This window comes from Niallia laureatilytica, from assembly GCF_046613985.1.
Lineage (GTDB): Bacteria > Bacillota > Bacilli > Bacillales > Cytobacillaceae > Niallia.
Genome location: NZ_JBKKHP010000001.1, coordinates 19349 through 40947 on the forward strand (window position 1 = coordinate 19349; position 21599 = coordinate 40947).

17 protein-coding genes are annotated in these 21599 nt (G+C 40.8%); 14 read left to right on the forward strand and 3 right to left on the reverse strand.

What is annotated here, in order from left to right:
- Positions 1 to 105: 105 nt before the first annotated feature.
- From ACLIJJ_RS00125 to ACLIJJ_RS00190, 14 genes are all read left to right on the forward strand, one after another.
- A complete protein-coding gene (locus tag ACLIJJ_RS00125) occupies positions 106 to 762 on the forward strand; it encodes a M50 family metallopeptidase (protein ID WP_411410400.1) in 657 nt (218 codons plus the stop codon).
- A 113-nt stretch (positions 763 to 875) separates the two neighbouring features.
- Positions 876 to 1832, forward strand: a complete 957-nt coding sequence (corA, locus tag ACLIJJ_RS00130; RefSeq protein WP_233313838.1) for a magnesium/cobalt transporter CorA — start codon at positions 876 to 878, stop codon at positions 1830 to 1832.
- 319 nt (positions 1833 to 2151) lie between these two features.
- On the forward strand, positions 2152 to 2784 hold the full coding sequence (locus ACLIJJ_RS00135) for a YesL family protein (protein WP_233313837.1): 633 nt from the start codon (positions 2152 to 2154) through the stop codon (positions 2782 to 2784).
- A 34-nt stretch (positions 2785 to 2818) separates the two neighbouring features.
- A complete protein-coding gene (locus ACLIJJ_RS00140; protein ID WP_237941433.1) occupies positions 2819 to 4585 on the forward strand; it encodes a sensor histidine kinase in 1767 nt (588 codons plus the stop codon).
- Complete coding sequence (locus ACLIJJ_RS00145) at positions 4582 to 6132, forward strand: response regulator (protein ID WP_411410402.1); 1551 nt, start codon at positions 4582 to 4584, stop codon at positions 6130 to 6132. Before ACLIJJ_RS00140 ends, ACLIJJ_RS00145 begins: the two co-directional genes overlap by 4 nt.
- Positions 6133 to 6247: 115 nt before the next feature.
- A complete protein-coding gene (locus ACLIJJ_RS00150; protein WP_233313835.1) occupies positions 6248 to 7537 on the forward strand; it encodes an ABC transporter substrate-binding protein in 1290 nt (429 codons plus the stop codon).
- A 66-nt stretch (positions 7538 to 7603) separates the two neighbouring features.
- Positions 7604 to 8503 carry a carbohydrate ABC transporter permease gene (locus ACLIJJ_RS00155; RefSeq protein ID WP_233313834.1) on the forward strand — a complete coding sequence of 300 codons (900 nt, stop codon included), beginning with the start codon at positions 7604 to 7606 and terminating at the stop codon, positions 8501 to 8503.
- Between the two features lie 128 nt (positions 8504 to 8631).
- Entirely contained in the window at positions 8632 to 9405 is a 774-nt protein-coding gene (locus ACLIJJ_RS00160; RefSeq protein ID WP_396953809.1) for a carbohydrate ABC transporter permease, read from the forward strand.
- A gap of 16 nt (positions 9406 to 9421) precedes the next feature.
- Positions 9422 to 10459: a glycoside hydrolase family 88/105 protein gene (locus ACLIJJ_RS00165; protein ID WP_233313833.1), complete on the forward strand. Its 1038-nt coding sequence runs from the start codon at positions 9422 to 9424 to the stop codon at positions 10457 to 10459.
- 44 nt (positions 10460 to 10503) lie between these two features.
- The gene (locus ACLIJJ_RS00170; RefSeq protein ID WP_411410403.1) at positions 10504 to 11202 is read left to right on the forward strand and encodes a rhamnogalacturonan acetylesterase; all 699 of its coding nucleotides are present in this window, start codon (positions 10504 to 10506) and stop codon (positions 11200 to 11202) included.
- 5 nt (positions 11203 to 11207) lie between these two features.
- Positions 11208 to 13193 (forward strand): beta-galactosidase, encoded by a 1986-nt coding sequence (locus ACLIJJ_RS00175; protein WP_411410404.1) that lies wholly within the window; start codon positions 11208 to 11210, stop codon positions 13191 to 13193.
- 14 nt (positions 13194 to 13207) lie between these two features.
- Complete coding sequence (locus tag ACLIJJ_RS00180) at positions 13208 to 14572, forward strand: family 4 glycosyl hydrolase (RefSeq protein WP_285854778.1); 1365 nt, start codon at positions 13208 to 13210, stop codon at positions 14570 to 14572.
- A 13-nt stretch (positions 14573 to 14585) separates the two neighbouring features.
- Positions 14586 to 15686, forward strand: coding sequence for a beta-galactosidase BglB (gene bglB / locus ACLIJJ_RS00185; RefSeq protein ID WP_341076878.1), 1101 nt, complete (start codon positions 14586 to 14588; stop codon positions 15684 to 15686).
- A 93-nt stretch (positions 15687 to 15779) separates the two neighbouring features.
- The gene (locus tag ACLIJJ_RS00190; RefSeq protein ID WP_411410405.1) at positions 15780 to 18332 is read left to right on the forward strand and encodes a rhamnogalacturonan lyase; all 2553 of its coding nucleotides are present in this window, start codon (positions 15780 to 15782) and stop codon (positions 18330 to 18332) included.
- A 26-nt stretch (positions 18333 to 18358) separates the two neighbouring features.
- Here the strand turns inward: ACLIJJ_RS00190 and ACLIJJ_RS00195 are convergent, their stop codons facing one another.
- From ACLIJJ_RS00195 to ACLIJJ_RS00205, 3 genes are all read right to left on the reverse strand, one after another.
- A complete protein-coding gene (locus ACLIJJ_RS00195) occupies positions 18359 to 19108 on the reverse strand; it encodes a hypothetical protein (RefSeq protein WP_251646059.1) in 750 nt (249 codons plus the stop codon).
- A 474-nt stretch (positions 19109 to 19582) separates the two neighbouring features.
- Positions 19583 to 20644: an AbrB family transcriptional regulator gene (locus ACLIJJ_RS00200; RefSeq protein ID WP_411228685.1), complete on the reverse strand. Its 1062-nt coding sequence runs from the start codon at positions 20642 to 20644 to the stop codon at positions 19583 to 19585.
- A 137-nt stretch (positions 20645 to 20781) separates the two neighbouring features.
- Positions 20782 to 21534 carry a NopRA1 domain-containing protein gene (locus ACLIJJ_RS00205; protein ID WP_251646057.1) on the reverse strand — a complete coding sequence of 251 codons (753 nt, stop codon included), beginning with the start codon at positions 21532 to 21534 and terminating at the stop codon, positions 20782 to 20784.
- Between the last annotated feature and the right edge of the window lie 65 nt (positions 21535 to 21599).

Here is a 21599-nt window from a genome sequence, read left to right on the forward strand (position 1 = left end):
GCTTGGACAAACGGCATTTTTTTTAACATAGTTGCATGTAATGTTTAGGCTTTTTTAAGATTTCTCCCTTAATATATAAGCATCAAATGACAGGAGGACACGACTTTGACTTTAACGAGCTTTTTATTATATCTAATTGTGGCGGTAATTTTTCTGCATATTCCCGTGCTCGGAAGATATGTTGCTGTTATTCAAACATTAATTCATGAAGTCGGCCATGGGCTTGCGGCGATAATATGTGGCGGAAAGGTACGTAAAATTCATTTATTCGCAAATACTGAAGGACTGGCTTTCACCGAACATGCCAACTGGTTCAGCAGGTTTGTAACAACACTGTCTGGCTATCTATTTGCTTCTGCCTTTTCCTTCTTTTCAATCTGGCTGATAACAATTGGGGCATTTGAGCTCTTGCTGTACATTTATGCAGGTATTTGTTTAACAGCACTTGTATTGTGGATACGCAATTTATATGGTATCTTGTGGATTATTTGTGCGAGCAGCTTTTTTCTTTGGCTGACCGTTTACGGCAGCATGTTACTGAAAGTACATACATTACAGCTGTTAACATGTATTATTTTTATACAGTCAATAAAAAGCGCCTTTATTGTGCTTCATTTAAGCTTTAAAAAACCGATGACTGCAGGAGATGCTACAAGTCTTGCCAAGATGACAAAAATCATTCCCGCCTTTATCTGGGGCATTTTATTTTTCGGTCAGGCCCTTTATTTCGGCTATTTAGGTGTAAGTTTTGTCATCCAGTAAAACAGGCTACCGGCCTGTTTTTTTATGTAGTAAAGGGGGAATGTTATAGTAAGAAAAGGGATGGTTGGGAAAGATACGCAAAAGGAAGCTAGACTAAAAGGGGCTGTTTTTAGGTGATTCAAATCATTGGCGTTACTGAAGATAATCGATTGGATCTGAATGTTTCTATCAATGACTTAAATATATCCGCATATAAATGGTATTGGGTCGACTTTAACGGTCCGACAGAAGAGGAAATTACCAAACTGATTGATGTCTTTCATTTTCACCCACTGGCGGTCGAGGACTGTGTCCACCGGCTCCAGCGTCCGAAGCTTGACTATTATGACAATCATGCCTTCTATGTAACACATATTCTTCGCAAAGAAGAGGGTGAACTCATGAAGGAGGAATTAGATTTTTTTGTGGGAGATAATTTTATCGTCACCTTTCATTCTTCACCTGCAATCGAAGTATCTCAAGTGTGGACAATCCTTCTTTCTCACAAGAAAATAGAAAAATGGGACACCTATTATGTGTTTTATCAAATCCTTGATAAAATAGTCGATAACTATTTTCCTCTCCTCTATAGTTTAGAGGATGACTTAGACAAAATAGAAGATAATACCCAGAATAAATCAATGAATGCCTTAATGGAAGAGCTTTTTGATGCAAGATATTCCCTCTTAAACTTACGGCATACTGTCCATCCCATGCGTGATTTGCTGTATCGCATGCTCAACTCCCATCATCTAAAGGGAATCAATGCGAGAAGGGAGTATTTCTCCGATATATATGACCATCTGCTTAAGCTGTCGGAAATGGTTATGTCCAACCGTGAAATCACAGCAGATATTAGAGACAGCTATTTATCTCTTAATTCCCATCAGACGAATAATGTCATGAAAGTGCTGACAATCATCACTTCGATTTTTTCGCCGCTTACTTTTATCGCTGGGATATACGGCATGAATTTTGAACATATGCCTGAGCTGTCTTGGCGCTATGGCTATTTGTTTTCCCTAACTTTTATGATTGTTTTAGGGGTCATCATGATCCTTTGGTTTAAGCGAAAAGGATGGTTCAAATAAAAAACGATGCACTGCATAGATGATGCAGGCATCTTTTTTTATAAACAAATGTTTGCTTCTAGTCTTCTGGTTTTTAAAAAGGATAACTATTTTATGGTAGAATTTCCTTATTATTTGCTAGTATCTTTCAAATACTGGGAGAAGTGCTTTATAATAATAGCAGACAGCAAAGTAAATCGGCCAGGCTTTCTGTTAGCAAATCACTGATTATTAAACATGAATGTCTGTTTTTTTGCACTTCTTGGCGGTCATAATTCATTAAACTAAAAGGAGGAATGAAAGCGCTTAAATAAATAAGATGGATGATGGAGGGATTACTATGTATCATTTCGTCACAAATGGTATCTATCGTTTTTGTGAATGGGTGACAAGGCTTGCCTATCTAAATTTATTATGGGCATTCTTTACTGCTGTCGGGTTCATTGTATTTGGAATTGGACCATCAACGGTTGCTATGTATACGGTCACGCGAAAATGGCTGCAAGGGCACACGGATATACCTGTTTATCGCACATTTATGCATGCTTATAAGCGGGAATTCTGGCGCGCCAATAAATTAAGCTGGATTTTATTAACGGTAATGGCTGTTTTTTATGTTGATTTTGTTATATTCGGCTGGATGGGCCAAGAAACATCCGTTTTTGCGTTAATTTTTATGATTCTGCTGCTCATTTTTACCATTGTGTTCTTAATGGTGTTTCCCGTGTACGTACACTATGATATTCCGTTATCAAAAACATTTAAGTATGCAGTTCTAATTGGCTTTTCTAGACCATTTTACACGATTGGAATGTTGGCAGGAGCAGTTGGTGCCATTTTAATCAGTCTGATCCACGTAACGGTGATTATATTTTTCAGTGGAAGCTTATTTGCATTGGTTGTCACTGCTTTTGCTATGAAGGCATTTAGCAGCATGGACAAAGGTACAGCTAAGGAACAAGTCTTGCAGTAAAGGAGATAAGACAATAAAGGAGTACTTTCGTTCTATGAGAAAAACATGGGCATCAATCATCACAATCTATCAAAATACGAAACTGAATGGAAAGCTCTTTATTCGCATCACACTTCTTATGGTCGTTACTCTTGCGCTCGTATTAATTTGTCTCCAATATGCTTTTAGCCTATATGATGAACAAATATATGCAAAATCATCACAGGTATTAATGATGTCATCCAATACCATTGAAGAAGAGCTGGAACGCATCGAGGAGGTAAGCTTTAATATTGCCGTTGATCCGCAAATACAATCAGCTTTGCTGGAGCTGCAGGGAGAGGTTACTGGCTATGATATTTACCGGCTCGAGCAAAAGCTGGAGGAGGAGTTAGCCAATTACGTCGGCTCGGAAAGGTATATCCATTCTATCTATCTTTATGATTCTTCAGGGAGAGAATTCTTAGCGGGCTCAAGCTCTAAACCGCTTGGCGAAAAGGAAAAGCGCATTGCTATGTACAGCGCTGACAGGTATGAAGGCAAAAATTATTGGATGGAAATAGACGGTGTGGATGAATTTTTGACTTCTGTACGCCTGCTGCGCTCGTATGAGAATTTAAACTTTGACAGAATTGGCAAGCTGATGATTCGGGTCAACCTTGATAAAATCGTTGCCGGTCTGCCGCTTACACAAGGAGAGGTCGGCGGTAATATCGTTATCTCTAACAGCAGCCAAGTTTTTTACTCACAAAAGGGTACCCATGATTTAGGTGATTTTGATTTCATCACAAAGAAGGGGCAAGGCTATGGTATTGAGAAAATAAACGGCGAAAGATATTTCGTAAATCATATTGCCACAAATTTTGAGGACTGGACATATTGGAATATCATCCCCTTTCATGCGATGTTTTCCAAAATTACAGCAGTCAAATACTCGATGGTGCTATTATTCACGTTTTTATTTATCCTGCTGATTTCAATTGGTTTTGGATTTTTAAAGAGAATTACCAATCCGATCGAGGAGCTGGCCTCCACCATGCAGGAGGTGCAAAAAGGTAACTTTTTAGCTGTGCAATCACTTAAGGTAGATGAAATGCCAGAGGATGAGGTTGGAACGCTATATCGAAATTTTAAGACAATGGTTCAGCGTATTGATGAATTGATCAAGGAAAATTTCTCTAAACAGCTGTTAGTCAAAGAAACCGAGTTCAAAGCACTGCAAGCACAAATTAATCCGCATTTTCTATACAATACGTTAGAATCGGTCAACTGGCTGGCGAAAACGAATAAGCAGCAGCAAATCTCCAGCATGGTGGAAGCACTTGGCCATCTCATGCGTAATTCTATTAATTTTAATGAAGATATTATTACAGTGGAAAAGGAGCTGGACATTGTCCAAAGCTATTTGACGATTCAAAACTATCGGTTTGCCGATCGGCTTGATTTTCAAATGGATATACCTGCTTCTGTGCTGCACCATCATATCCCGAAACTAACACTTCAGCCGCTTTTAGAAAATTCTTTTCAGCACGCAGTGGAGCCTGCTCTTGATGTCTCTACTATTAAACTATCAGCAGTAGAGACTGAACAATTACTGTATATCCGAGTGGAGGATAACGGACCTGGTATTGATCCAAATACACTACTATACATAAAAAAAGGCATTATTAAACCAAAAGGAACCGGGATTGGCCTAAATAATATTGATCAGCGCATAAAGCTCGGTTTTGGTGAGCAATATGGTTTGGAAATTGAGAATCTCGCTGGAAAAGGCACAGCTGTAACAGTCATTTTACCAATTCAAAGGGGTGGTATCAGATGACCTATAAAGTATTGCTGGCTGATGATGAAAGAATTATCGTGGAAGGAATTTCAAGCGTCATCAACTGGAGCATGCTCCATACAGAGCTTGTGGCTACGGCGCGAAATGGCGTCGATGCGTATGAAAAAATTGTCTTACATCAACCGGATATCGTAATCAGTGATATAAAGATGCCAGGAATGGATGGTATTGCCTTAGCTAAAAAAGTGTATGAAGAGTTTCCTGCTACAAGCTTTATTCTCTTGTCAGGCTTTGGAGAATTTGAATATGCAAGACAGGCAATGCAATATGGTGTCAAAAACTACTTGCTCAAACCTTGCAATGAAGAGAAAATCACTGCTGCCTTGCAAGACATCATTAAGGAGTTGGAGGCAAAAAAACAGCAGAATAAAAAATTCCTCCTTCTCGAAGAGAATTTAGAGAAAATTCAGCCATATATGAAGGCACAGCTGTTAACAGAGCTTTTTGCAGGCAAAGAGACTAATCATGATTTTACGCGGTATGAACACTTATTTGACATAAAAGACAGACATAAGCAAGTCATGCTTGCTCTTTTGGAAGTGGAGGGCGAGGATTCTAATGAATATTTAACCTACCTTGCAGAAATGGCTGCGGAGCTTGTGCCTGAACTTGTGCTGTCAACAGTTATCGGGAAACAGGCCATCATTGTAGTGGAATCAAGGCAGGATGTAATACATTTTGTGACAGACATACAGTCCCAGTTTTCTTCGAAATACAATGTGCAAACAACTGCTGCATTAAGCGAATCTGGCGCTCTCAAAGAAATAAAGAAACTGTATAAGCAAACTTGTGAATTTATCGGACATAAATTCTATATCGGCACAGGCAAGCTGATTACAGCTGCCAATATTACACCTGTTAGAAATCAAACATGTAGCGAACCGTTTTCCTTGGATGAGCAGGAAATAACTTTAAGAATCAAGTCTGGAAACAAAGAGGAGGCACTAGGTGTGCTTGACAGTCTGTTTGCCACTATGGCGAATCAACGGCTTGGCATCCACCGGACAAAATCTCATTGTATTCAGCTTTATAAGGAAATAATTAAAGCCGATAAAGACGAAGAGCTAGACTTGCATACTGGTACAACAGAATTGCTGGCAATGGAGACTGTTCAGCAGATGAAGGATTATCTGAAGGATTGTGCAGCACAGCTGTCGGAAATATATAGTGCGCGGCTTGTGACAAAGCAATCATCTGTAATCAGCAAGGTGATTGATATAATTGAAACCCATTTTTCCAATCCAGATCTATCCTTAAAGCTGGTCGCAAATGAGATGCTGTATATGAACCCTGACTATCTTGGAAAATTATTTAAACAAGAAACAGGGGAGCGCTTTTCTGCTTATTTGACGAAATGGAGAATTGAAAAAGCAATCGCTTATATAACGGAAAATGATGATGTCAAAATGGTGACATTGGCAGATATGATAGGGTTTGGGGATAATCCGCAATATTTCAGCCAAGTGTTTAAAAAGTATACCGGTTATACACCGTCAGATTATCGCAAAGCTCAAAACCTTGTTTGAAAGCGTTTTATTTATATCTGTTTTTTGCACATTCATATCTGTTTTTTCCATTACAGAGAAAGTAAAAATGCATTAAATTAAGGATGTAAGCACTTTCAATAAAGGAGGGCAATATATGAAAAAGCTAGGCCTTATCACTTTAAGTTTTCTTTTACTTTTTTCTTTAGCAGCCTGCAGTTCTAGCGGCAAAGAGACTTCAGGAGGCAAAGATGAAAAAATTACTTTGCGTGTAGCATGGTGGGGCGGACAGCCAAGGCATGATTACACAATGAAGGTAATTGAAATGTATGAGAAGGCGAATCCGAATGTTGAAATTGAAGCAGAGTTCGCCAACTTTGATGATTATTGGAAGAAGCTAGCACCTATGGCAGCTGCCAACCAGCTTCCTGACATTATTCAGATGGATACAGCCTATCTTTCCCAATACGGGGAAAAAGGCCAGCTGGAAGACTTAACAAAATATACGGAGGATGGAAGCATTGATGTGAGCTCGATTGATGAAAATACTTTATCAGGCGGTAAAATCGGCGATAGCATGTACGGTTTTAATTTAGGCTCCAATGTTCTGTCTGTTATTACAAATGATGACATGCTTAAAAGCTCTGGTGTTGACCTGAATGATGAAAATTGGACTTGGGAAGACTTCGTGCAGATGGCAACAGATGTTCAAAAATCAACAGACAAGTACGGTACGAACGGGATGAACCCGGCAGACGTATTTTTCCCTTACTATTTAAGAACACAGGGAGAGCGCTTCTATAACCAAGAAGGCAACGGATTAGCTTATACAGATGACAAGTTATTTGTAGATTACTTTAACTTACAGCTTGAGCTCCTTGCTAATAACGCATTCCCAACACCTGATGTTCAAGCACAGGTTAAAGGACTTGAGGATGACTTTATCGTAAAAGGCAATGCTGCGATGACTTGGAACTGGTCTAACCAATATTTAGGGTTTGCTCAATTGACAGACTCTCCGCTTACTCTTAATCTACCGCCAGAGCAATCAGCAGAAACAGCTTTATTCTTAAAGCCAAGTATGTATTTCTCTGTTCCAAAAAGCTCTGAGCATAAAAAAGAAGCTGCGAAATTCATTGATTTCTTTGTAAACGATGTAGAGGCAAACAAATTGATTAAAGGCGACAGAGGTGTTCCAGTTTCTTCTAAGGTTATTGAAGCCATCAAGCCTGAATTAACAGAAGAAGAAACGAAAATCTTCGAATATGTGGAAAGAGCTTCACAGAATGCAAGCCAGGCAGATCCTCCTGATCCACTTGGAAGTGCGGAAGTAATGAAAGCATTGAAGGATGTTTCAGAACAAATTCTGTTTAAGAAAATTACACCAGAAGAAGGCGCAAAAACGTTCCGAGCACAAGCTGAAGAAATTTTGGGCAGAAACAAGTAAAACTAGAAAGGAGGAAAGCTTTTCCTCCTTTTAGTTTCTTAAAGGCCCGCAGAGGAGTTGAACGGCATGAAAAAGCGGCAGTTAAGTGAAAATTTAGCAGGCTATGCATTTATATCCCCATTCATCATCGGTTTTATGGCATTTACCATCATCCCAATGGCCGTTTCCTTGTACTTATCCTTTACAAGCTACGATTTATTTTCCACCCCTGTGTGGGTTGGTCTCGATAATTTCAAGGAAATGTTCACAGGTGATGATAAGTTTTGGCAATCGTTGAAGGTAACCTTTACGTATGTGTTTGCAGGAGTACCGCTCAGACTGATATTCGCGTTAATTGTGGCAATGCTTTTGAATAAAGCATCCAGAGCAGTCGGTCTGTACCGAACATTGTTCTACTTGCCTTCCATCATTGGCGGAAGCGTTGCAGTAGCAATCATGTGGAGAAATATTTTCGGCAATGAAGGTACATTGAATGCCTTGTTGTTTTTCTTTGGAATCGATAAAAAAATCCTTTGGTATCAAGATCCGACTAAAGCGTTATGGACATTGATTTTTCTTGCGATCTGGCAATTCGGCTCATCCATGCTGATATTTTTGGCAGGCTTGAAAAACATACCGCCTTCCTACCATGAAGCAGCGAATGTTGACGGCGCCAACAGATTTCAAGTTTTCTTTAAAATCACCTTGCCGCTGTTAAGTCCGATAATATTCTTTAACCTAGTAATGCAGACTATTTCAGCCTTTATGACATTCACCCCAGCGTATATTATCACAAAAGGGGAAGGCGGACCGCTTGATGGCACGCTTCTGTATTCCCTGTATATATTCCAAAAAGCGTTCAATTTCTTCCAGATGGGCTATGCCTCTGCCATGGCATGGGTGCTTCTCGTTATTGTCGGTATTTTGACGCTGATCTTATTCAAAACGTCTAAATTTTGGGTTCATTACGAATCGAAGGAGGATTGATTTACATGAAAACCGCCACTAAAGATACAGGCCCGCTAATGCCAAATACGGGTGTATCATATAAAAATCCTCGTTTGAAGGCAAAAAAGTGGATTTACCATCTTGTAACAGGCGGATTCGCCTTGGTGATGCTATATCCGATTATCTGGCTGTTAATGAGCTCCTTTAAAGAAAGCTCACAAGTGTTCATCACCGCCCATTCTCTGATACCAAAACCGTTTATTTTAAGCAATTACGCAGCAGGTTGGGAAGGGATTGCCGGACAGTCTTTTGGCGTATTTATTAAAAACTCCCTTGTGATTGTTGTATTATCTACAATCGGAGCGGTTGCATCATCCGCATTGATAGCCTACGGTTTTGCCAGAATTCAATTTAAATGGAAGGCATTTTGGTTTGCTTGCATGATGGTAACGATGATGCTTCCACACGAAATTATCATGATTCCGCAATATATTATTTTTGCGAAGTTAGGCTGGCTCAATTCTATTAAGCCGATTGTTGTTCCTCAGTATTTCGGGCATGCATTCTTTATCTTCTTAATGGTCCAGTTTATCCGCAATATCCCGATGGAGCTTGATGAAGCTGCAAGAATCGATGGCTGCGGAAGATTCAGCATTTTCTACCGCATTATTTTGCCGTTAATCACACCAGCTCTGGCGACTGCAGGTATCTTCTCTTTTTACTGGAAATGGGAAGACTTAATCAATCCTGTTCTGTATTTAAACAGTCCAGAGAAATATCCTGTGTCACTTGCCTTAAAGCTTTTCCTAGATTCGGAAACAGCCTCCAACTGGGGCGGAATGTTTGCTATGAGTGTTGTGTCCCTGCTGCCTGTAGTACTTATTTTCTTCTTGTTCCAAAAGTATATTGTTGAAGGTATCAGCACAAGCGGATTGAAATAATGGAAGGAGTGAAATTATGCCAGCACTTGTTTTTGATGAAAGCAGCATTCTTGATGCGATAGATGCTGTAGTGAATAAGACGTTTCAAATGGACTTTAATTGGGATTGGCCAGGAGGAGTTGCCTTTTATGGAGTGGCCGAAGCATATGAGGTAACTGGCAAGGAGGAATATCTTCATTTATTGAAAAACTGGATGGACGAAAGATTAGAGGATGGATTACCTAAGCTGTCTGTTAACGGTGTTTCCATGGGTCATGCTCTGCTGAGCTTATATGCCGGCACAAATGATCAACGCTATTTAGACACAGCGATCCAACTAGCAGAATACTTGAGGAATGACGCGGAGCGCTTCGGTGACGGAATTCTCCAGCATACTGTGAATTCGACTACGTATGTGTTCCATGAACAAGCATGGGTCGATACGATGATGATGGCTGGACTTTTCCTGCTGCGGATTGGCAAGCTAACAGAAAACAAGGAATATTTCGAGGATGGGCTTAAGCAGTTTCATGGTCATGAAGAACTGCTTCAAGATCCAGTTACTGATCTTTATTACCATGGTTGGGATAATATGGCGAAAAACCATATGTCCAGTATTTATTGGGGCCGAGGTAATGGCTGGGCCGCTCTGACGATGGCTAGAGCGCTTGAACTAATTGATGTGACACATCCATCCTTTATGATCATTGACGGCTCTTTAAGGGATCAGCTGAGTGCGTTAGCAAGACTGCAGGATGATCAATCAGGTTTGTGGCACACCGTTTTGACAGACAGCACTTCTTATTTAGAAGTGTCAGGCAGCTGTGGTATTGCAGCAGCGCTTTTGTCAAGAGGCTCTCTTTATAACAAATACACACAGAAATCAATTGCATCCATCCTTGAACACATAACAGAAGACGGAAAGGTAATGAATGTCTCTGCAGGAACTGCTGTTATGGATGATATAGACGGCTACAAAGGAGTACCGTTCAAACGGATCCATGGCTGGGGACAAGGCCTTGCACTTGTGTACCTTTCCCAGTTAATAAAAAGCACGAATCGTGTTTACGCATAAAATCGGAGTAGTTTGAATCTCTTAAAAATAGGAGGCAGCAAAGCGTGAAGGATAAGAGTATCCGCTTGTTTATAGCAGGTGACTCAACAGCAGCCACCTGTCCAGCATTTGAAGCCCCGATGGCAGGCTGGGGACAAATGCTGCAGGATTTTTTTACAGAGGAAATCGAAGTCTGCAATGAAGCGATGGGTGGCAGAAGCTCTAACAGCTTCATAGAGGAAGGCAGGCTTCTTTCGATTCAAGACAGAATCCAGCCTGGTGATTACTTATTTATTCAGTTCGGCCATAATGATCAAAAGTCATATGGAACCGAGCCATATACCTCTTATCAGGCTTGTCTGGCCGAATATGCGGCCTTGGCACATACGAAGAACGCGTTTCCGGTGTTTTTAACATCTGTAAACAGACGGAAGTTCAGCGAAGATGGAACACTGCTTGATACGCTGGGGGATTATCCAGACGCTATGCGGCAATTGGCGAAAAGATTAGCGGTTCCTTTGATTGATATGCATATTAAAACGAAAGGACTGTATGAATCTCTCGGTCCAGAAGCGTCAAAGGAACTATTTGTCTGGCTGACTGCAGGCGAGCATCCAAATTATCCAAGCGGGTTGCAAGATGACACGCATTTTCACTCGTCAGGTGCTGTGGAAATATGCAGACTCCTTATAGAGGGTATCATGGAATTACCGCTGGAGCTAAAAAACTTCATTAAAAAGACGGAGATTAGATTGGAGAGATAGCTAAGATGGCGAAAAAACTGTATCATGGCGCGGCTTATTACCCAGAGCTTTGGGATGAAAAGACGATAGCAGAAGATATTGTGCTTATGAAAGAAGCTGGCATCAATGTCGTTCGAATCGGTGAATTTGCTTGGTCAAAAATGGAGCCGACCGAAGGAGCAATTGACTTGAGTTTCTTTCAAAACATCATTGCACGTCTGTATGACAATGGTATTGAGACGGTAATGTGTACACCGACTGCAACACCGCCGATTTGGATGTCTTATGAACACCCTGAGCGCATGTATGTCGAGCAAAATGGGCAAACAATGATTCATGGCTCTCGCCAGCATGTTTGCACCAATAATCTATACTTCAGACAACGAGCAGCCATTCTCACAAAGAAAATCGCAGAAGCACTTGGCGGGATGCCTGGGCTGATCGGCTGGCAGCTTGATAATGAGTTTAAATGCCATGTAGCAGAATGTATGTGTGACAGTTGCAGACAGCTTTGGCATCAGTGGCTTGAGCAGCGCTATGGTTCGATTGAGTGCTTAAATCACGATTGGGGAACACATGTTTGGAGTGAGTATTATCACAGCTTTGCCCAAGTTCCGCAGCCTGGACCCGTGCCATTTTTGCATAATTCATCATTAAAGACGATGTATCAAATCTTCTCAACGGAAGCAATTGCCGAATTTGCAGAAGAACAAGCAGCAATTATCCGCGAGCATTCACAAGCACCAATCACCCATAACAGCACCGTCATGTTCGCTGTCGACAATGAACGCCTCTTTCAAAACCTTGATTTTGCTTCCTTTGACACATATGCGCCAGCCAATTCGTATTACTCATATTTGTTCAATTGTGATCTATGGCGAAACCTGAAAAAAGGCAAGGAGTTTTGGATTATGGAAACAAGTCCCTCCTACAGTGCATCGCTTGAAAGCTATGCGAAGCCCCACCCAAAAGGTTATTTAAAAGCAGAAGCAGTGGCTGCCTACGCATTAGGCGGAGAAGCTTTCTGCTATTGGTTGTGGCGTCAGCAAAGAGCAGGCTGCGAACAGCCCCATGGTTCTGTCATCAGCGCCTGGGGGAAACCAACGGTCGGGTATGAAGAAGTTTTGGAAACAGAAACGGCAAGGCGCACCATTGAACCAATCTTGACAGAAACATCCCCAATGCAGGCAGAAATTGCGCTTACTTATTCCGATAAAGCCAAGATATTCTTCAACACAGAACCGCATAAAGGCTTGCACTATAAGGAATTAATCACGGATTTCTACAAGTATATTTTAGCATCAGGCCTCCACCGCGACCTTTTGCCGGAAGGAGCTGAGCTGGACGGCTATAAACTGTTGGTTACTCCTTTTGTTCATCATCTCTCAGATGAATTTATTAAGAAAGCACAAGCATTTGTTGAAGCGGGAGGTATATGGATTGTCGGCCCGTTGAGCGGCGGCAGAACAGAGCATCATACGATACATACAGATGCAGCTTTAGGAAGTCTTGAGAAGCTGGCAGGAGTAGAGACAGCCTTCACCTTCCCGATTGAAGATACTGGTTCTGTTGGAGAAGCCTTCGGTCATACTGCGCCACTAGGGCTGTGGAGCTCTGTTTTTGATGTACAGGAAGCAAAGGCTGTCGGTGTTATAAAGGGCGGGCTAGTTTCAGGGAAAGCTTTTTTGACAGAAAGACAACTCGGCAAAGGCATGATAGTGATGCTCGGTTCCTTGCCGCTCGGTGATGCGGGGAGTAGGATGCTGACAGAAATCATCACAACATATGCACGCCTCGCTGGAGTACAGCAAGAGATAACCGCTTCAGAAGGAACAATTATCGCTCCAAGAGACCAGAATGGCAAAAAATATTGGGTTATTGTCAATATGGACGGCAACGGAGGGACTGTCAGCATTCCTCAAAAAGCAGTCGACTGCCTTACACAAGAGGAAATACTTGCAGGTGAATGGAAGCTCGGAAACTATGAATATCGAATTCTGCAATTGTATTAAAGGAGGAATTACAAATGGATAAACTACAGGCCGATGATATTAAAATAGCCTATATTGGAGGAGGCTCGCAAGGCTGGGCCAGAAGATTGATGTATGATCTTGCCCTCGAGTCAAGAATATCAGGAACAGTGGCCCTTTATGATCTTAATCTCGAAGCTGCAAAAACAAATGAAAAAATCGGCACCTATATAACGAATCATCCTGATGCAACTGGCAAATGGAAGTACGAAGCAGTACCTGCAATCGAGGAAGCTCTTACGGGAGCAGATTTCGTGATTATCTCAATCCTGCCAGGGACTTTTGAAGATATGGCAAAGGATGTTCACCTTCCAGAGAAGTACGGAATATACCAGTCTGTTGGGGACACGGTTGGACCAGGCGGTATTAGACGCGCTGTCAGAACGATTCCAATGTTTGTGGAAATCGCTGCCGAAATACGTAAGCATTGTCCGGATGCTTGGGTAATCAATTATACAAACCCGATGAGCTTATGCACCCGCACTTTATATGAGGTGTTTCCAGCAATTAAAGCGATCGGCTGCTGCCATGAAGTGTTTGAAACACAGCATTTGCTAGCAGATATGGTTGGTGAAATGCTAAATGTTAACGTGAAAAACCGCAAAGACATCCAAGTGAGTGTAACAGGCATCAATCACTTTACATGGCTTAATGAGGCCGCTTATCAAAATATTGACTTATTCCCCCTATATAAGCAGTTTGCTGAGAAGTATGCCGAAACAGGATACGAAAAAGAACAAGGAAAATGGGAGGAAAGTGTATTCAGCTCAAGCAATCGTGTGAAATTTGACTTATTTAAAAAATACGGACTTATTGCAGCAGCAGGCGATCGTCATCTTGCCGAATTTATGCCGCCAGTTTATTTAAAGAATCCTGAAACAGTTCATGACTGGAAGTTCCATTTAACGTCTGTCGATTTTCGCGTAAAAGACCAAGCGCGGAAAATAACCGAAAATGAACAAGCTTTTACTGGTGATACAAAAGTCGTCCTAGAGCCGTCTGGTGAAGAAGGGGTGGAAATTCTCCTTGCTTTGCTTGGATTGGAGGAACTAGTGACAAACGTCAACTTTCCGAATCTAGGTCAAATTCCAAATCTGCCTAATCATGCTATCGTCGAAACAAATGCTCTAATCCGCAGAAACAGCGTCCAGCCTGTTTTAACAAAAGACCTGCCACTTGATGTTGCCAATATGGTTAACAGGCATGTTCATAACCAAGAAGCAGTCCTAAAGGCGGTGTTAACAATGGACAATCAGCTCCTCTTTAATGCCTTTATTCAAGATCCATTGGTTGCAGCCATTCCTTATGAACAGGCAGCAGCATTATTTGAGGAAATGGGCATTTTGCAGCAAAATCAGTAAAGGAGATGGTCAAATGGCAAATATTACAGCAGCAGATAAAAAACAGGTGACAGAAACAATCCAGCTGTTAATGAACAATTTAACGAAAATACAGGATGATACTGGTGAATATTTACTGAATTTCGATGGATTAATCGTTGATGATAAAAGCTGGCATGTTTGGAATTGGCCGCAGGGAGTCGGCTTATATGGTATCTATCAATATTGGAAGCTGACTAGTGACGAAAAAGCATTGCAGATTATTCATGACTGGTTTACTGCAAGATTCACAGAGGGAGTCCCGCCGAAAAACGTCAATACGATGGCACCACTATTAACACTTGCTTGTTTATATGAAGATACGAAAAATCAAGACTACTTGCCTCATTTGCAAGAATGGGCTGATTGGGTCATGAAGGAGATGCCGCGGACGAAGGAAGATGGACTGCAGCATATGACATACGGGCCTGAAAACAAAAATCAGCTTTGGGATGATACGCTGATGATGACCGTGCTGCCCCTTGCGAAAATCGGCATGCTCTTAAACAGACAAGATTATATCGAGGAAGCAAAAAAGCAATTTCTCATTCATATTAAATACTTAGCAGACAGACGAACTGGTCTTTGGTTTCACGGATGGACGTTTGAGGGCAATCATCATTATGCAGAAGCGCTGTGGGGAAGGGGAAACTGCTGGATCACCATTGCTATCCCAGAATTAATTGATATTCTCGGGCTGCAGGAAGATGATTTTTTCTCATCCTTTCTTCTAGAGACTTTACAAAGACAAATTGAAGCATTGCACCATTGGCAAAATGAGGGTGGGCTGTGGCATACGTTAATTGATGACAACAGCTCTTATCTAGAAGCGTCTGCTTCTGCAGGGTTTGCCTATGGCATTTTAAAGGCTGTTCATAAGGGCTATGTGTCTGAAATGTACAGAGAAACTGCTTATAAGGCGATTGAAGCACTCAGAGGAGAAATAAACAGCGAGGGAGTGCTGCAAAAAGTTTCTGTCGGCACTGGAATGGGAGATACGCTCCAGTTTTATAAGGATATTCGAATTACCGCGATGCCGTATGGTCAATCTTTAGCTATTCTTTGTCTCGCAGAATTTTTGCAAGATTGTCAGTAATAGATTTTAATAGGGGGCCTTGTTCGTATGCAAGGTTCTTCCTTTAAAATAAAATGAAAAGGTTTACAAAAAAATTAAAAAGAGGTGTAGCTTATGTCTTGGAAAGGTTCTTCTTATATGAGAAAGGCACTTTGTGCTGCAGCGGTGCTGCCGCTGCTTTTTGTTGATACAAGCAGTGTTTTTGCTCACAAATCTACAGATACTTCTTCTAAAGTGCAATTAGAATACTTAGACAGAGGCTTAACAGCAGCGCAAACTTCTGAAGGCAACTTCCTCAGCTGGAGACTTTTAAGAATAGAGGTGACAGGCTACACAAAAAATGGGATGAAGGGAGCATCCTTCCATGTATACCGCGATAACAAAAAAATCGCAACCGTTAGTGACAGCACCAATTTTCTCGACAAAACTGGTAGTGCTTCGTCTGCTTATGAGGTAAGGGCAGTCGTGAACGGGAAAGAAGTCGATGAAAGTGCTTCAGTCCGTCCATGGGCTGACCAGTTTTATGATATTCCCTTGCAAAAACCAGCGGACGGGGTAACGCCTGCAGGCGAAACATACACATATTCTGCCAATGATATGAGTGTGGGTGATGTCGATGGCGACGGGCAATATGAATATTTCGTAAAATGGGATCCGTCTAATTCTAAAGATGTCTCTCAAAAAGGGTATACAGGCAATGTGTATATCGACTCTTATACGATGGATGGCACGCTGCTGTACAGAATTGACCTTGGTGTGAACATAAGAGCAGGAGCGCATTATACACAAATGTCGGTGTATGATTTTGATGGCGACGGCAAAGCAGAGTTAATGTTTAAGACTGCTCCGGGAACGAAAGTCATTCGTTATGATAAAAACGGCAATATTACATCAGAAAAATACATTACGATGCCTAAAAGCGATATAAAGGCAGGCTACAGCAATAAAGATGATTATCGCATGAGTGCTGCAGATTATTATGATCATTTAGTAAAAATGTTTAGAAACTGGCATCAGCATGAAGAAGTTGTTAATGGCAATTGGCCTAAAAGCTTAGAAGAGGCCTTTGGCATCGAAAAGAAATACAGTTATCCACTATCAAAACAGGACGCAGAAAGTCTTGTTGATTATTTCATGGATGTTTACGCACCAAGCAGAAGCACACGTAATGATTTAAGGACTTTTGAAGGGTTCATTCTTGAAGGCCCTGAATATTTGTCTGTATTTGAAGGAGCTACAGGGAAGGAATTGGAAACCATCCATTATGAAACAGACCGCCATGATGACGGCTTAATGTGGGGCGATTATGCGATGGCGCGCATTGAGCCTGGCAACCGTGTGGACCGCTTTCTTGCTGGAGTAGCTTATCTTGACGGTAAAAAGCCATATGCTGTGTTTGCTAGAGGCTATTATACAAGAACAACGCTTGTTTCCTACAGCTGGGATGGGAAGCATTTGAAGAAGAAATGGGATGTCGACTCCGGCTGGACACCAATGTCTAACCCGTTCAATGACAGTCCTCATGGCAAGGATGGCACCAATAAAGAATTCGGCACATTAACAACACAAGGGGCCCATTCTCTGGAAATGGCTGATGTGGACTCAGACGGCAAGCAGGAAATTGTCTATGGGGCAGCAACGATTGACGATAACGGCTCTTTACTGTACAGCTCTACAGATGTAATGCCTGAAGGAAGTGCTTCACCTGGAACAACGGCAAGACTCGGACACGGTGACGCTCTTCATGTCACCGATATCGATCCTGAGCGTCCTGGTTTGGAAATATACATGGTGCATGAAGGGGCAACGAGTGCACCGTACGGTTACACTTTAAGGGATGCTAAGACAGGTGAAGTTATTTATGGCGGTTATACAGGTAAAGATACAGGCAGAGGGATGATTGGTGATATCGACCCAACAAAGCCTGGGCTTGAGACATGGGCCAACACAGGTGTCGGCTTATATACGGCAAAAGGAGAAAAAATCGGAGATGCTGGACCAGGTACGAATATGAGTATTAAATGGGCAGGCAATATGACAACTCAAATAGTCGACGGAGCTCTTGAAGTGACACCGACCATTGAAGACTGGAAGAATGGCAGACTTCTGACACTAGAAGGAACGAGAACGAATAATGGCACAAAGGGGAATCCATCGCTTGTAGCTGACATATTTGGCGACTGGCGTGAGGAATTGCTAGTCCGCACAACAGACAGCTCTGCGATCAGAATCTATCAAAGCACAGAAGTGACTGACAGAAAGCTTTATACACTAATGCATGATGTTCAATACCGCACAGGTGTAGCTAGACAAAGCACAACCTATAATCAGCCTACTTATACTAGCTTCTATTTTGCAAGTGATACAGATTGGTCACAAGTGCCAGTGCCAACGTTCACAACACCTGGTTTAGAAGCTTTGCTTAGTCAGTTAATGAAGGATTATAAAGATAAGGGAGAACTATCAGGCAAGCTGTACGGACAGTTAGAAAACAGCTATACGCAGGCTATAAAACACAAGGAAAAAAGCAATAAGAAGCAAGCAGTTAAAGCATTGGAGAAATATAAGGACCAGATAGAGAAGGGCGTAAAAGCTAAAAATATTTCAGATGAGGCAGCAAAAAATTTAACGAAGCATGCTGACTTACTGATCAATTCGTGGAAATAGCAAACATAGGACAACAGCCGCTAGCATTAGTAGCGGCTGTTGTCTTTTTTAAAAGTCTCAGACCAGCCAGCAAGCTCTTCCATGAGTCTAGCTTTTTCCTGTATAAGCTGCTTTAAACGGTGACCATTTGCACCAGAAGGGTGAGGGAAGCCGGAAAGATACGGCTGCTTAATCTTATTAGCTGACACTAGCTTCTTCATCATCTCCTCAACCTTTTTTCCTAACGGAATGATTAAAGAGCTCTGAGGCAGCTGCTGTAATTCCTCCGGAAACACAGTGTTAATATAAGGATGAAGGAGCTTAGCATGTGTCATTGATGGATTATGGCCAGTATAATTTTGCTCTTTATAAAATACTGGATATTTAAGAAGGGAGGTAGTATGAAGCAAATTCCGTTTTTCTGCAAACAGCTCAGCAGTACTGCTTAAGCCTAGTTCCGTTTGCAGTCCGATTTCATCGAGCATATTAATTAAATTGATGCGCATCGATCCACTAAAGCTTGCATATTCCTTCGTCAGCTTTAGTTGTTCCGTTAAGCTCATTTGTTCGTACGAAAGGAAAGCTTCATAAGCGTTTTTCATTTGAAGCCAGCCAGGAGTAATTCCGACAATAATAATAATCGCTTGCTTGTTTACATAATCATTATGTGGTGCATAATACATGACAAGATCATTTTCAGCACCAATTTGGAATGAAGCTGTCAATAAATCTTGTTTTGTAAGTGATTGATGAACAGAAAGCCTTTTGATGGCAGGTAGAAATTTATGTATTAGCATGTATAAACTCCTTGGTGAAAGTTGTATTGTTATTAGTATGCCAGAAGAGAAGATATAAAAGCATCTTAAAATAATGAAAAGCCAGTTTTCTTTTTTTATTTTTTCTAGTTTACATAATATATATTATAACAAGCAATTACAATTATGAAAAATTCTGTCTCAAATTAAAGTATACTTTAGATAGTGAGACAGAATAAAAATTTTTACTTATAGTTTCTTAAATTATTTCTACTGTTTTTATATATAATTGTTTGTTTGTGCTAAATTTTAATTTAATTTTAGCTGATCATTTATTTTTATTTTAATTGTTTCTATAATATTGTCTTTAGCATAGATTCATTGCATCATTTATTTTATTTTTCTAGTTAAATTACATGTTTAAACGAATCTTATTGATTCACTTTTTTATATAATGAAAGCGCTTCTCATAAACAAAAAAACTAGACATAAATTTTAATGTCTAGTTGCTGTTAACTATTTTATAACTACTTTTGCTGCCTGCCTTCTTTCCACAAACAGGAAAACTTTCCTCATAATAAGCGGGACTATAAATAATATAAACAAAAGCCTGAACAATTGATATGTGGTAATAATCGTCAAATCGGCTTTAACTGCCTGCCCGAGCAAGGCCATTTCCGCCATTCCTCCTGGAGCAAGGCCGATAAATGCGGTTAATAGCGATATATTCTCTTCTATCCCCAGTAAAATGGCGGACAGAACGAAGGAAAAACCAACAAGTACGATCGAAGAAATAATTGAAATGGCTAAGAATCGCGGTTTATTCTCGATTTCGCCGAATTTCATCTGCATGCCTAAATCAATGCCCATCATTACCTGTGCTGCAGCAATGACTGGCACTGGAATTGCCGGTACATCCATGCCAATAAGCAAAAGACCAGCAATGATGATAAGCGGTCCTAGCATATAGGGAGTTGGAAATTTGCATTTTTTTGCAACTGCCCCAGCTGCATATGAAATGACTAGAAAGAACAGAAACAGCCAGTTTACGCCTTCTGCATTTGCACTTGCTACTGCTGTGCTTCCTGCATGGAAAATCGGACTATAAACGATAAAAGGAACTAGCATAACCACTGTCATGATACGGCTGACTTGAATGATAGTTACGACAGTAAGATCTATGCCCTTAATTTCTGAGCTGATCGCCACCATTTGTGTTAATCCTCCAGGGATACTGCCTGCAATCGTTGATTTCAGGTTGCTGTGTGTGAGTTTATTCGTCACAACTGCAAGCAGCAGACTGAACAGAATTAAACATATGGTCAATACCAGCATAGATGGCAGATGTGTAACCATATCCATAAGTGTTTGTTTATTGAAATTTTCTCCGATTGTATAACCGATTGGAATCAGTGCATAAGTGCGAAAGGAGAAAGGAAGTTTTGGAGTTTGCTTGGTGAGTTTAATAAAGGCTATTGTGCCGATCATCGCTCCGAGAAGCCATGCTAACGGCAGATGAAGCAATTGAAAAAGTGTTCCGCCAATAATAGCTGACACTAACATTTGATAAAATGACATTCTATATCCCTTCTTGCTAATTTATTAGATGTATATATAATATACTATCATAAAAATTAGTTTGGGTTTCGAAAGATTATTTTTTGCGTATAAAAAACTGTTCATCCACCCTCCCTTTTCGGATGAACAGTTCTCTGTTATTTTTTGCTGATTTCTTTTACTTTTATTTTTTCTAATTTCCAAGTGTTATCTTTGTTCGTCCACACTGTCTCCAAATATGCTATTTTATCGACAGGTGCTATGCCGCTAATCATTTGCTTGCCTTCTAGTGTTAATTTTTGTTTATAGCTCGAAGGCTTTAATTGGGAGAACGGACTGATAATCAGCTCTGTAGACTCATTCAAATGCCCATTTTGATATAAGCCTAATTGTTCATATGTATTTTTTCGCTCATATAAATCAAAATTATAGGTTTTTATCCCTTCAATCACTAGCTCTGCTTTATAATCTTCCTTAAAGCTGCTTGTCATCACAGGTAATTCTGGAATGGAAGCTTCCCTTATCTTCGTGCCGTCGTAATCATAAATCGCAAATCTCTTTTTGCTGCCTCGTTCATTTTCAGCTAGTGTTAAGAACATTTCATCCGTTCCATCACCATCCAAATCGATCAGTTCTAACTGTGGGTTGAATCCGCCATCTACCTCCTGTACTGACTTTTGCTCCTTGCTGTCAGTTATTTGAATCGTTAGTCTTGTATAAAAGTCATTCTCTTCCTCTGAAAGAATTCCGTTTAAGCCAATAGTTTCCTGTTTTCCATCACCATTTATGTCTTTTGTTTCTTGAAGCACATTCTTTTCCTGCTCTTCATTTTCCAATGCGTAGGCCCCTGTGATCGCACTTAGTGACATGAAAAAAAATGCGGTGAAGGCGAACAATAGTTCTTTTCTCAATTTAATCCCTCCTGGCGTAATCCTGTTAGTAAATATCATCTCCAATAATGGAAAAAAGATGTAAA

Excerpts from the sequence above, each read along its gene's own strand:
- ACLIJJ_RS00180 (WP_285854778.1), top strand. The coding sequence starts at position 13,208 with ATGGATAAACTACAGGCCGATGATATTAAAATAGCCTATATTGGAGGA.
- ACLIJJ_RS00175 (WP_411410404.1), top strand. The coding sequence starts at position 11,208 with ATGGCGAAAAAACTGTATCATGGCGCGGCTTATTACCCAGAGCTTTGG.
- ACLIJJ_RS00165 (WP_233313833.1), top strand. The coding sequence starts at position 9,422 with ATGCCAGCACTTGTTTTTGATGAAAGCAGCATTCTTGATGCGATAGAT.
- ACLIJJ_RS00150 (WP_233313835.1), top strand. The coding sequence starts at position 6,248 with ATGAAAAAGCTAGGCCTTATCACTTTAAGTTTTCTTTTACTTTTTTCT.
- ACLIJJ_RS00190 (WP_411410405.1), top strand. The coding sequence starts at position 15,780 with ATGTCTTGGAAAGGTTCTTCTTATATGAGAAAGGCACTTTGTGCTGCA.
- ACLIJJ_RS00135 (WP_233313837.1), top strand. The coding sequence starts at position 2,152 with ATGTATCATTTCGTCACAAATGGTATCTATCGTTTTTGTGAATGGGTG.
- ACLIJJ_RS00145 (WP_411410402.1), top strand. The coding sequence starts at position 4,582 with ATGACCTATAAAGTATTGCTGGCTGATGATGAAAGAATTATCGTGGAA.
- ACLIJJ_RS00155 (WP_233313834.1), top strand. The coding sequence starts at position 7,604 with ATGAAAAAGCGGCAGTTAAGTGAAAATTTAGCAGGCTATGCATTTATA.
- bglB (WP_341076878.1), top strand. The coding sequence starts at position 14,586 with ATGGCAAATATTACAGCAGCAGATAAAAAACAGGTGACAGAAACAATC.
- ACLIJJ_RS00200 (WP_411228685.1), bottom strand. The coding sequence starts at position 20,644 with ATGTCATTTTATCAAATGTTAGTGTCAGCTATTATTGGCGGAACACTT.
- ACLIJJ_RS00195 (WP_251646059.1), bottom strand. The coding sequence starts at position 19,108 with ATGCTAATACATAAATTTCTACCTGCCATCAAAAGGCTTTCTGTTCAT.
- ACLIJJ_RS00140 (WP_237941433.1), top strand. The coding sequence starts at position 2,819 with ATGAGAAAAACATGGGCATCAATCATCACAATCTATCAAAATACGAAA.
- ACLIJJ_RS00160 (WP_396953809.1), top strand. The coding sequence starts at position 8,632 with ATGCTATATCCGATTATCTGGCTGTTAATGAGCTCCTTTAAAGAAAGC.